Origin of the sequence: Paraburkholderia steynii (assembly GCF_900100565.1) — a bacterium.
Lineage (GTDB): Bacteria > Pseudomonadota > Gammaproteobacteria > Burkholderiales > Burkholderiaceae > Paraburkholderia > Paraburkholderia terrae.
On the sequence record NZ_FNDI01000030.1, the window covers coordinates 22,637 to 35,042 of the forward strand.

A 12,406-nucleotide genomic window follows, 5' to 3' on the forward strand; every position below is an offset into this window, starting at 1 on the left:
ATACAACAAGAATGAGCAACAGGACTGAACCACAACGCCAGGTCGTCGAGCATAGATCGTGCTGCACTTTATGGTTCCCTCTGCTTACGATAGTCAGGAAACGACTTATACTTTTTTTCACCTCCCCACAAATAGAACGAGAGGCGATCATGTTGCAAATGTCCCGCCGTCAGTTTCTGAAAGTGACGGCGAGCACGCTGGCCGGATCGAGTTTGGCCCTGATGGGCTTCTCGCCGGAACCCGCGCTCGCCGAAGTCCGACAGTACAAACTGGCTCGTACTACCGAAACGCGCAACACGTGTCCTTATTGCTCCGTCGGCTGCGGCATCCTGATGTATGGCCTCGGCGACGGCGCGAAGAACGCGACTGCCAGCATCATCCACATTGAAGGCGACCCGGACCACCCGGTCAATCGCGGCACGTTGTGCCCGAAAGGGGCAAGCCTGATCGACTTCATCCATAGCCCGAGCCGCTTGAAGTATCCTGAGTATCGCGCTGCTGGTTCCGATCAGTGGCAACGCATCTCGTGGAACGACGCGCTCGACCGCATCGCGAAGCTGATGAAAGAAGACCGCGACGCGAATTTCGTCGAAAGCACGCCCGACGGCAAGAAGGTCAACCGCTGGCTGACCACGGGCATGCTCGCGGCGTCGGCGGGCAGCAACGAGGTCGGCTATCTGACGCACAAGACCGTGCGCAGCATGGGGATGCTCGCGTTCGACAACCAGGCGCGTGTCTGACACGGCCCGACGGTGGCAGGTCTTGCCCCGACGTTTGGCCGTGGTGCGATGACGAACCATTGGGTCGACATCAAGAACGCGGACGTGATTCTGGTGATGGGCGGCAATGCAGCCGAGGCGCACCCGTGCGGCTTCAAATGGGTGACCGAGGCGAAGGCGCACAACAAGGCGAAGCTGATGGTCGTCGATCCGCGCTTTACGCGCACGGCTTCCATCGCGGACTTCTATGCGCCAATCCGCACGGGCACGGACATCGCGTTCCTTGGCGGCGTGATCAACTATCTGCTGACCAATGACAAGATCCAGCACGAGTACGTGAAGAACTACACGGACATGCCGTTCATCGTCCGTGAAGACTTTGCGTTCAACGACGGTATCTTCTCTGGCTACGACGCGAACGCGCACAAGTACGCAGACAAATCGACGTGGGACTACGAGCGCGGCGACGACGGCTTCGTGAAGGTCGACACGACGCTGCAGCATCCGCGCTGCGTGTACAACCTGCTCAAGCAGCACTATTCGCGCTATACGCCGGAGATGGTCGAAAAGACCTGCGGCACGCCGAAAGACAGGTTCCTGCACGTCTGCGAGACACTTGCGACTACCTCGACGCCGGGCCGCGCGGGCACGATTCTCTATGCGCTCGGCTGGACGCATCATTCGATCGGCGCGCAGATGATCCGCACGGGCGCGATGGTGCAACTGCTGCTGGGCAATATCGGCATCGCGGGCGGCGGGATGAACGCATTGCGCGGCCACTCGAACATTCAGGGTTTGACGGACCTGGGCCTGATGTCGAATCTGCTACCCGGCTACATGACGCTGCCGAACGAGCCGGAACAGGATTTCGACGCCTATATCAAGAAGCGCGCAGCGCAGCCGCTGCGGCCCAACCAGTTGAGCTACTGGAAGAACTATCGCGCCTTCCACGTGAGCATGATGAAGTCGTGGTGGGGCGACGCCGCGACGGCCGATAACAACTGGGGCTTCGACTATCTGCCGAAGCTCGACAAGCCGTACGACCTGCTGCAGACCATCGAGCTGATGTACCAGGGCAAGATGAACGGCTATATCTGCCAGGGCTTCAATCCGCTCGCGGCCGCGCCGAACAAGGCGAAGACGGCGGCGGCCCTTGCGAAGCTGAAGTGGCTCGTCATCATGGACCCGCTCGCGACGGAAACGTCCGAGTTCTGGAAGAACTACGGCGAATACAACGACGTCGATGCATCGAAGATCCAGACGGAAGTGTTCCGGCTGCCGACCACCTGCTTCGCGGAAGAGCGCGGTTCGCTCGTGAGTTCGAGCCGCGTGCTGCAATGGCACTGGCAGGGCGTGGAAGGGCCAGGCGAAGCGCGCAGCGATCTCGAGATCATGTCAGGCCTCTTCCTGCGCATGCGCAAGGCGTACAAGGAGCAAGGCGGCAAGTATCCCGATCCCATCGTCAACCTGAACTGGACGTACGCGCATCCCGACAGCCCGACACCCGAAGAGATCGCGATGGAGTTCAGCGGCAAGGCGCTCGCTGACCTGCCCGATCCCAAAGATCCGAGCAAGGTGCTCGTCAAGAAGGGCGACCAGCTGGCCGGCTTCGCGCAACTGAAGGACGACGGCACGACGGCGAGCGGCTGCTGGATCTTCTGCGGCGCGTGGACCCAGAACGGCAACCAGATGGGCCGGCGCGACAACAGCGACCCGACAGGCATCGGTCAGACGCTCGGCTGGGCGTGGGCGTGGCCTGCAAACCGGCGCGTGCTGTACAACCGCGCATCGTGCGACCTGAACGGCAAGCCGTTCGACCCGAAGCGCAAGCTGATCGCGTGGAACGGCGCGAGCTGGAGCGGGCCCGACATCCCCGACTACAAGATCGACGAGGCGCCCGAAAACGGCATGGGGCCGTTCATCATGAACCCGGAAGGCGTCGCGCGTTTCTTCGCGCGCGACGGGATGAACGAAGGGCCTTTCCCCGAGCACTACGAGCCGTTCGAGACACCGCTCGGCTACAACACGTTCCATCCGAACAATCCGCTGGCGACGAACAACCCGGCCGCGCGCGTGTTCCCGGACGACCGCAAGGCGTTCGGCAAGGCGGCTAATTTTCCGCATACGGCGACCACCTATCGTCTGACGGAACACTTCCACTTCTGGACCAAGCATGCGAGCCTGAACGCGATCATCCAGCCGCAGCAGTTTGTCGAAATTGGCGAGGATCTCGCAAAGCAGGTCGGTGTGGTGGCGGGCGACCGCGTAAAGGTGTCGAGCAATCGTGGGTACATCATCGCTGTGGCTGTCGTCACGAAACGGATCAAACCGCTGATGATCGACGGCAAGAAGGTGCAGACGGTCGGCATTCCGTTGCATTGGGGTTTCAAGGGGCTCACGAAGCCGGGCTATATCACCAACACATTGACGCCTGTCGTGGCCGACGCGAATTCGCAGACACCGGAATTCAAGTCGTTCCTCGTGAAGGTCGAGAAGGCATAGGGGAGGCGTCATGGCATTTCAATCGCTCGATATCAGACGTCTTTCCGCCACGACCGTGCAGCCGACGTCGGTGCGCGAGCCTGTCACCGGAGAAGTCGCGAAGCTGATCGACGTGACCAAGTGCATCGGCTGCAAGGCGTGCCAGACGGCGTGCATGGAGTGGAACGACCTGCGCGACGAGATCGGCATCACGACGGGCGTCTATGACAACCCGCGCGATCTCTCCGAGCATTCGTGGACGGTGATGCGCTTCACCGAGTACGAGAACCCGAAAGGCGATCTCGAATGGCTGATCCGCAAGGACGGCTGCATGCACTGCGAAGATCCGGGTTGCCTGAAGGCGTGTCCGTCACCGGGCGCGATCGTGCAGTACACGAATGGCATCGTGGATTTCCACGAGGAGAACTGCATCGGCTGCGGCTACTGTATTGCGGGCTGCCCATTCAATATTCCGCGGCTGTCGAAGGCGGATCATCGCGTCTACAAATGCACGCTCTGCTCGGATCGCGTCGGCGTGGGCCAGGAACCGGCGTGCGTAAAAACCTGCCCGACGGGCGCGATCGTGTTCGGCACCAAGGTCGACATGATCCAGCACGCGGAAGAGCGCATTACCGACTTGAAGGAGCGCGGCTTCGAACACGCGGGACTGTACAACCCGGCCGGCGTGGGCGGCACGCATGTGATGTACGTGCTGCATCACGCGGACCAGCCGTCGCTCTATCACGGCTTGCCTGACGATCCGCACATCAGTCCGTTCGTGAAGCTGTGGAAAGGTCTCGCGAAGCCGCTCGGTGTCGCGGCGATCGCACTGACGGCGCTGGCGGGCTTCTTCCACTACACGCGTGTCGGCCCGAACGAGGTCAGCGAAGAAGACGAAGACGCCGCCCGCAACGCCGCGCGCGATATCCGCGAACGTCGCGAGCACAAGCCCGAGGAGCCCGTCAAATGAAACATCATCGGCATGAGAACCCGGACCTGATCGTGCGCTATACGCCGAATGAGCGCACGAACCACTGGATCACGGCGATCACCTTCGTTCTGCTCGCGCTGTCGGGCCTCGCGCTGTTTCATCCGTCGATGTTCTGGCTGTCCGCGCTGTTCGGCGGCGGGCAATGGACACGTATCCTGCATCCGTTCATCGGCCTCGTGATGTTCGTGTCGTTCATGATTCTTGCGCTGCGCTTCTGGCATCACAACTATCTCGACGCCGACGACCGGCAGTGGCTGCGCCAGATCAACGACGTGCTCACCAATCGCGAAGACCGGTTGCCTGAAGTCGGCAGATACAACGCCGGGCAAAAGCTGCTGTTCTTTGTTTTGGTGCTGTGCCTGCTGCTGTTGCTGCTGAGCGGCATCGTCATCTGGCGCGCGTATTTCGCGTTCTATTTCCCGATCGAAGTAGTGCGCGTCGCGGCCGTGATCCACGCCGTGACGGCGTTCGTGCTGATCTGCAGCATCATCGTGCATATCTACGCGGCGATATGGGTGAAGGGTTCGATCGGCGCGATGGTGCGTGGCACGGTGACGCTCGGTTGGGCGCGCAAGCATCATCCGAAGTGGTTTCGCGAGAGTATCAAGTAACCTGTGCGCGGCGCGCGCCGGGCCAGTAGTGCGCGCTGCGTCTGCATATCTGCTACTGTTGACGCCATCCATGTTTCTGACTAGCAGGAACCTGAATTGGTGCAACGCATCCTGGAACCCGGCCAGATCGAATCGATCGATCACTCCGCCATTCCGCGCCTGCGGATGCCGGAGCGCGCGACACTATTCTCGACGCGCGCCGCGCGTCTTCGCCAACTGGCGGGTGCGAGTCCCATTGGCGGCTATATCCGGCTGATGGCGACGCTGGCCGACGCGCAGCAGCAAACGCTCGCGCAGATCAGCGCGACGATGCCCTCCACCGAATCCATTGACCTCGCGCAGCAGCATTCGATGCCCATCGCGCCCGCGACCACGGCGGAACGCGACCCGTTGTGGCGCGACGTCTTGCAGCGTCTGCTCGATCGCGTCGAAGCGGCGGGACTGGTGACGCCCATGCTTGCCCGCGTGATCGACGACTTGCGCGTGAAGCGCGCGGAAGAACTCGACGCACTCGCCGACGCGATCCTTGCGCTGCGCTTCAACGAAGTCGAGCCGGCGTCCGCGCCGTTCGTGATGGCCGCGTTGCAGGTGGTGTGGACGGACGTCGCGAGCCGCATCGATCAGCGCGCCGTGCCGTATCTCGATGCGCCCGGCGCGTGTCCCGTGTGCGGCGTGCCGCCCGTCGCGAGCATCGTGCGCGTCGGCGGGCAGTTCCAGGGCTATCGCTACGTGCAATGCGGCCTGTGCTCGACCGAGTGGCATGTGGTGCGCGTCAAGTGTACGAATTGCGATTCGACGAAGGGCATCGCGTATCACGGCATCGACGGTGGCAGCGAAGCGCTCAAGGCCGAATCGTGCGATGAGTGTCACACGTATCGCAAGATCGGCTATCAGGAGAAAGACTACGACTTCGAGCCGCTTGCCGACGACCTCGCGAGCCTCACGCTCGATCTGCTGATGAACGAAGCAGGCTATAAGCGCAGCAGTCCGAATCCGCTGTTGTGGCCGGAAGTGCCTTCGGACGAGTGAGCCGTCGTCGTAGCAACCGCGCGGGGGACGCAAGCGTGAGCGAAGTGTCGGGAAACCAGCTGAACAGGGACATGCACGCGTTGCTTGCGCGTGTGCCGGCTGTCGAGCGCATGCTGTCGTCGGCACAAGCGCAACCATTGATCGATGAATACGGCCGCACGCAGGTCGTCGACGCGATACGCGCGGCCGCCGATTCGCTAAGGCGCGACTTGCTCGCGGGCACTTCTTTCGATAAATCGTTCAGCTTGGAAACGAAGCTAATCGACGATGCGTCGCGCACGCTCACCGCTCGTGCGCGGCCTCATTTGCGCGCGGTGTTCAATCTGACGGGCACCGTATTGCATACGAATCTCGGGCGCGCACTGCTGCCCGACGAAGCCGTTCGCGCGGTGATCGAAGCGCTCACGCGGCCGATGAACCTGGAGTTCGATCTCGCCACGGGCAGCCGCGGCGACCGCGACGATCTGATCGACGAACTCATCTGCGAGCTGACGGGCGCCGAGGCGGCGACGGTGGTCAACAACAACGCGGCGGCCGTGCTGCTGACCTTGTCCGCGCTCGCGTCGAAGAAGGAAGTGGTGGTGTCGCGCGGCGAACTGGTCGAGATCGGCGGCGCGTTCCGCATTCCGGACATCATGTCGCGCGCGGGCGCGAAGCTGCGCGAGATCGGCACGACGAACCGCACGCATCTGAAGGACTACGACGAAGCGATCAATGCGCGCACCGCGCTGCTGATGAAGGTTCATTGCAGCAACTATGCGATTGAAGGGTTCACAAAAAGCGTGTCCGTCGATGAAGTCGCGCAGCTCGCGCATGCGCGCGGCCTGCCGATGGCCGTCGATCTCGGCAGCGGCACGCTTGTCGATCTCGCGCAGTTCGGTTTGCCGACTGAGCCGACCGTGCGCGAGACAGTCGAAGCGGGCGCCGATCTCGTCACGTTCAGTGGCGACAAGCTGCTGGGCGGGCCGCAGGCGGGGTTGATCGTCGGGCGCGTGGAATTGATCCGCAAGATCAAGAAGCATCCGCTCAAGCGGGCGCTGCGCGTCGGCAAGCTGACGCTCGCGGCGCTCGAACCTGTGTTGCAGCTTTATCGCGCGCCCGAGTTGTTGCGCGAGCGGCTGACGACATTGCGTCTGTTGACGCGTCCCGCCGCCGACATGCAGGAACAGGCGGCGCGTGTGCAAGCAGTGCTGCAACGCGCGCTAGGCGAAGCGTACAGCGTGACGGCCGAGCCGATGATGAGTCAGATCGGCAGCGGCGCGTTGCCTGTCGATCAGCTGCCAAGCTTCGGTCTCGCGATGCGCAATGCAGCCGGCAAGCGCGGCGGCCGCGCGCTGATGAAGCTCGAAGAAGCGCTGCGCGCGTTGCCGCGCCCGGTGCTCGGACGTATCGCCGACGACGCGCTGTACCTCGATCTGCGCTGCATCGAGGCCGCCGACGAAGCCGTGTTCGTCGCGCAATGCGCGGAGCTGCGCATATGATCGTCGGCACGGCGGGCCATATCGATCACGGCAAGACGACACTGGTACGCGCGCTGACGGGCGTCGACACCGACCGCCTGAAGGAAGAGAAGGCGCGCGGTATTTCGATCGAACTCGGCTACGCCTACACGCCGCTCGACAACGGCGACGTACTCGGCATGATCGACGTGCCGGGCCACGAAAAGCTCGTGCATACGATGGCAGCGGGCGCGTGCGGCATCGACTATGCGCTGCTCGTGATCGCCGCCGACGACGGCATCATGCCGCAGACGCGCGAGCATCTCGCGATCCTGCAACTGCTTGGCATTACGCGCGGCGTGATCGCTTTGACAAAAATCGATCGCGTGGATGACGCGCGCATCGCGCAGGTGCGCGAAGAGATTCGCGCGTTGCTTGCCGCGACGCCGTTCATCGATGCACCCGTCTTCGACACGAACGCGACTTCACCCGACGATGCCGGCGTGCGCGCGCTGTCGAGTGATCTGCGCGACGCGGCCGTTGCGTGGCGCGCGCGGCGCGACGACGGGCTGTTCCGTCTCGCCGTCGACCGTGTGTTCACGCTTGCGGGGCAGGGCACGATCGTGACGGGCACGGTGTTCGCCGGACACGTTGCAACGGGCGACACGCTGATGCTCGAACCGGCGCATCGAGCCGTGCGCGTGCGCAGCATCCACGCTCAAAACCGTGCAGCCGAGGTAGGGCGCGCGGGACAGCGCTGCGCGCTCAATCTCGCCGGTATCGATAAAGATGCGATTGCGCGCGGCGACTGGATCGTCGATGCGCGGCTCGCAAAACCGGGCGAGCGCTTCGACGTCGAGCTGACGCTGCTCGCGGACGCGGATATCACGCTGCAACACTGGGCGTCGCTGCATGTGCATATCGGCACGCTGCATCGTGTCGCGCATGTCGCGTTGCTCGAAGGCGATACGCTCGCGGCCGGTAGCAGCGCGCGCGTGCAACTCGTGTTCGATGCGCCTGTTTGCGCGTTGCCGGGCGATCGCTTTATCGTGCGCAATGCGCAGGCGACGCGCACGGTCGGCGGCGGGCGCGTGCTCGATCCGTTCGGGCCGCCGCGCAAGCGCAGAACGGCGGAGCGGCGCGCGTGGCTCGACGCATTGCAGGCGTGGCTCGACGACGGCCGCATCGGTCCGCTGCTCGACGAGGCGCCGCGCGGCGTCACGCGTTCGATGCTGATGCAACTGACGGGGCTGCCCGCCGACGCATTGCCGCTGCCTGCCGATGCCGACGAGATCGCGCTGCACGGCAAGGACGCGGGCGATGCCGTCGTCGTGTTACGCACGCACTGGGCGCGTTTGCGATCGAATGTGGTTGCCGCGCTCGATCAATATCATGCGCGCTCGCCCGACGAACCGGGACCGGATACCGCGCGCTTGCGGCGCATCGCGGCGCCGCTGGTACACGACGCGATGTGGCGCGCGCTAGTCGACTCGCTCGTGGCCGAAGGTGTCGTTGCGAGAAGCGGGCCGTGGTTGCATGCACCGGGACATTCGATTGCGCTCGATTCGAACGAGCAAGGTCTCGCGGACAGGTTGCTGCCGCTGCTTCTGGAGGGACGCTTCGATCCGCCGTGGGTGCGCGATCTCGCGAAGACGACGGGGCAGCACGAAGATGCCGTGCGCCAGGTGTTGCGCAAGCTCGCGCGGCAAGGCGACGTGCATCAGGTTGTCCGCGATCTGTTTTATCACCGCGACGTGGTGCATGAGCTTGCGCGGCTCGTCGCAGGGATTGCGAATGGGCATGGCGGCGCGCTGGGCGCATCGGGGTTTCGCGACGCGACTGGCCTGGGGCGCAAGCGCGCGATCCAGATTCTGGAGTTCTTCGATCGCATCGGCTATACGCGCTTTCAACGCGAGATGCACTGGCTTAGGCCGGATTCGCATTTGCGTGAGGCGCTTGAGTGCGAAGCGGGTGCGTGATGTGGAGTCGCGCGATTGCGCGCGCCACGGATGATGGTGTTGTTTAGTGCTCGCTATAATCGGTTGCGGAAAGTTTGTGGTTGAGATTAGGCGTCAACGGAAGGCATTCGTATCTGGTGGTGCGGCTGGGCTTCAAACCCAGTAGGGGGTGTCAGCCACTCTCTGGTCGGTTCGACTCCGGCTGCCTTCCGCCACAACCTTTTCACGAATCTGAAGATTTGTGTGGTCAGATGCAATAAGCTGCGGCGGCCGTGGGCCGCGCGCGGCACTCGTGAGCGCTAGCCGCGCCGGTCAGTCAAGAGTCTTTCACGACATACGCGGAGGATTCTCCACCCAGGTGGGTACCCGTTTCATTTAGTCCTCGCTGCTCTTTGACGGCCCTCCGAGCCAAAACCACCCAGGAGCGAGCATCCCGGCCAGAACGACCGGGACCGCGTTCAAGCCCCTCTGGATCGCATCGCCGAATCCGGCTCCCGCCCCACGCTACGAAACAGCGGACACGCAAGTGCCGATGTGGTCGAGCCATCCGGCTCGCAAAGAGCCGAATTGCGGGTTGAGTCCAGTGCTTTTCGAAGCTTCGCTTCGCTGGGTTGCAGCCTAAGCTTTGGCTCAATGCTCTGCAGCGAAACAACGAAAAAATAGCGATGTCCACACGACTTCACCGGGTATCTCGCACGGTAGCCCTTGCCCTTGCCGCCGTGACATTGCTCATATCTGGCGCGGTGCTAGCGGGACATCCCACCCCGCTCACGTCTTTATCCGCCGACGATCAGATTTTCATCAAGCTGCATGACGCCGCACGCGACAACGATCCCGCGCGCGCCGCGCACTTGGCAAGCTTGATTCCGAATTATCCGGCGCCGGCTTATCTCAGCTATTTCCAGATCAAGCCCCGCCTGTTCACTGGCGCGGGGCATGCGAATCTCGACGTGCCGGATGCACTGGTGCTGTCATTCCTGCAACGCTACGACGGACAGGCGATTGCCGACCGTCTGCGCAACGACTACCTTCGCGTGCTCGGGGCGCGCCACGACTGGCCCAATTTCGATTCGCAATATGCAAGTTTCGTTCTGGACGACGACACGCAGGTGAAGTGCTATGCGCTGGAGTCCCGTGCCACGCGAGGTGAAAACGTGGCCGACGCGGCACGGGCGCTGTTCGTCGAGCCGAAGTGGTACGGTGACGGCTGCGTCGATCTGATCACCGCGCTCAACCGCAACCAGCAGTTCGCTCCAGACGACGTCTGGCAGCTGATTCGGCAGGCCTATGAACAGGGCGCGACGACGACGGGCAGCAGACTGGTCGATGCGCTGGGCGCAGCGCGCCCGGATTCGCTGCTCTTCGGGCAGGCAACGAACCAGCCACGCCTGTTGCTCGCGAAAGGCATCCCGCTTGACGCGGCGTCCCATCAACTCGCGCTGCTCGCCATCACACAGTTGGCGGTCGGCGATCCGGAGGCCGCCGAGGCCACCTTCAACGCCATCGCACCGTCGCTGACCCTGGCAGAACGGGCTATCGGTTGGGGCACTATTGCTTATCAGGCGGCGATCAGACAACGACCGGGCGCGGTGAACTGGTATCGGCTGTCGACGAACGCGCCCCTGTCGACTCAGGCCTACGAATGGCGCACGCGCAGTGCGCTGCTCGCAGGAGATTGGACCATGGTGCGCTGGTCGATCGAGCAGATGCCGGCCGCGCTGCGCGCACAGCCCGCATGGGCCTACTGGTACGGCCGCGCGTTGAAGCAGAGCAGCGAGGTGGCGGCAGCCAACCAGCAATTCCGAACCATCGCGGGTAACTACACTTTCTATGGCCAGTTAGCCTCCGAGGCGCTCGGCCTGCAGATCGTGATCCCGCCACAGACCAGGGCGACCGACGAAGAAGTTGAGCGGGCCAGCCGGACACCAGGCTTCGAGCTGGCAAAACGCTTCTACGCGCTGCACATGCGTACGGAAGGTAACCGTGAGTGGAACTGGCGGCTGCGCGGCATGACCGATCGACAACTGCTCGCAGTCGCCGAGTACGCGCGCCGCATCGAGCTTTACGACCGGGCTGTGAGCACTGCCGACAGGACGCAGACGGAACACGATTTTTCGCTGCGCTACCTGGCGCCCTTTCGCACGATTGTCGAGCGCGATACGCAGTCCACCGGGTTCGACGCCGGATGGGCGTATGGCCTCATTCGCCAGGAGTCGCGCTTCATCATCAATGCGCGCTCGGAGGTTGGCGCGGGCGGCCTGATGCAGGTGATGCCGGACACTGCTGCGATGGTCGCAAGGAAGATCGGGCTCGGTACGCTCTCGCGGGCGAGGATGAACGACATCGACACGAACATCCTGCTCGGCACGTACTATCTGTCGATGATTTACAACCAGCTTGACCGTTCTGCCGTGCTCGCGACCGCCGGCTACAATGCCGGCCCTGGACGCCCGCGCAAGTGGCAGGCCAACCTGCCGCGTCCGGTGGAAGGCGCGATTTTCGCGGAGACAATTCCGTTCAACGAAACCCGCGACTACGTCAAGAATGTATTGTCGAATACGGTTTACTACGCGGCGCTGTTTGATGGCCACCCGCAATCGCTGACGGAGCGGCTTGGGCAGATCAAGCCGCGATGACATCGTCCGCACGGGTGCAGTAAGTGTGGTTGTATACGCGACACTCTATAACGATGCTTCTGTCTCTGGATGACCTCTCAACGGGAAACCGAGAAGGTGGAGGTGAATTTGCCAGCCGCAATTTTGCGACACGCTACACATACTGACATCATGCATGTGTGTCATGGCGCCGTTCGCCATGCTTTTATGTGAGGCGCGGCATCCGACTCAGCTTCCCCGCGCCGACCTGCACAGCATGCTATGCCCGCTGATCGGCCTTAGCTGACGTTCGCCTATCTACGCGGCGAAGGCCGCTCAACGACGCGGACCGGCCGTTCGTTGCATGTCCACTTCGAATGGGGGCTCCATGCATCGATCGATGGGTGAATTCGACCGATGCCAGCCAGATGACATGCGAGCAACTCCGTCAGACTAAGAGCCCTCAACAAAATGAACGAAGGGGCTATTTACTCTCGATGAATCCTGGTGAGCGACGAATACAGAGCGCAATACCTCGGCGAGACGCTTGCAAGGACGATTCAGGACCTCAGGCACGCGTTGAT

7 protein-coding genes and 1 tRNA gene are annotated in these 12,406 nt (G+C 62.8%); all 8 read left to right on the top strand.

Going from position 1 to position 12,406, the window contains the following annotated elements; all coding sequences use genetic code 11:
* Positions 1 to 149: 149 nt before the first annotated feature.
* The 8 genes from fdnG (at position 150) to BLT65_RS37070 (ending at position 11,864) form a co-directional block, all read left to right on the top strand.
* Positions 150 to 3,221 carry a formate dehydrogenase-N subunit alpha gene (fdnG, locus tag BLT65_RS37035; protein ID WP_143036630.1) on the top strand — a complete coding sequence of 1,024 codons (3,072 nt, stop codon included), beginning with the start codon at positions 150 to 152 and terminating at the stop codon, positions 3,219 to 3,221.
* Between the two features lie 10 nt (positions 3,222 to 3,231).
* Entirely contained in the window at positions 3,232 to 4,170 is a 939-nt protein-coding gene (gene fdxH, locus BLT65_RS37040) for a formate dehydrogenase subunit beta (RefSeq protein ID WP_091787733.1), read from the top strand.
* The gene (locus BLT65_RS37045; protein ID WP_007580173.1) at positions 4,167 to 4,802 is read left to right on the top strand and encodes a formate dehydrogenase subunit gamma; all 636 of its coding nucleotides are present in this window, start codon (positions 4,167 to 4,169) and stop codon (positions 4,800 to 4,802) included. Before fdxH ends, BLT65_RS37045 begins: the two co-directional genes overlap by 4 nt.
* Before the next feature lie 96 nt (positions 4,803 to 4,898).
* The gene (gene fdhE, locus BLT65_RS37050; protein WP_091787735.1) at positions 4,899 to 5,831 is read left to right on the top strand and encodes a formate dehydrogenase accessory protein FdhE; all 933 of its coding nucleotides are present in this window, start codon (positions 4,899 to 4,901) and stop codon (positions 5,829 to 5,831) included.
* 71 nt (positions 5,832 to 5,902) lie between these two features.
* Positions 5,903 to 7,312, top strand: coding sequence for an L-seryl-tRNA(Sec) selenium transferase (gene selA / locus BLT65_RS37055; RefSeq protein ID WP_425273192.1), 1,410 nt, complete (start codon positions 5,903 to 5,905; stop codon positions 7,310 to 7,312).
* Positions 7,309 to 9,249: a selenocysteine-specific translation elongation factor gene (selB, locus tag BLT65_RS37060; RefSeq protein ID WP_091787742.1), complete on the top strand. Its 1,941-nt coding sequence runs from the start codon at positions 7,309 to 7,311 to the stop codon at positions 9,247 to 9,249. Before selA ends, selB begins: the two co-directional genes overlap by 4 nt.
* 98 nt (positions 9,250 to 9,347) lie before the next feature.
* Positions 9,348 to 9,443, top strand: a tRNA-Sec gene (locus BLT65_RS37065).
* 450 nt (positions 9,444 to 9,893) lie between these two features.
* Complete coding sequence (locus tag BLT65_RS37070) at positions 9,894 to 11,864, top strand: lytic transglycosylase domain-containing protein (protein WP_091787746.1); 1,971 nt, start codon at positions 9,894 to 9,896, stop codon at positions 11,862 to 11,864.
* The last annotated feature ends 542 nt before the right edge of the window (positions 11,865 to 12,406 follow it).

Coding starts and splice junctions, on each gene's coding strand:
- BLT65_RS37070 (WP_091787746.1), top strand. CDS start 9,894: ATGTCCACACGACTTCACCGGGTATCTCGCACGGTAGCCCTTGCCCTT.
- selA (WP_425273192.1), top strand. CDS start 5,903: ATGCACGCGTTGCTTGCGCGTGTGCCGGCTGTCGAGCGCATGCTGTCG.
- fdxH (WP_091787733.1), top strand. CDS start 3,232: ATGGCATTTCAATCGCTCGATATCAGACGTCTTTCCGCCACGACCGTG.
- BLT65_RS37045 (WP_007580173.1), top strand. CDS start 4,167: ATGAAACATCATCGGCATGAGAACCCGGACCTGATCGTGCGCTATACG.
- selB (WP_091787742.1), top strand. CDS start 7,309: ATGATCGTCGGCACGGCGGGCCATATCGATCACGGCAAGACGACACTG.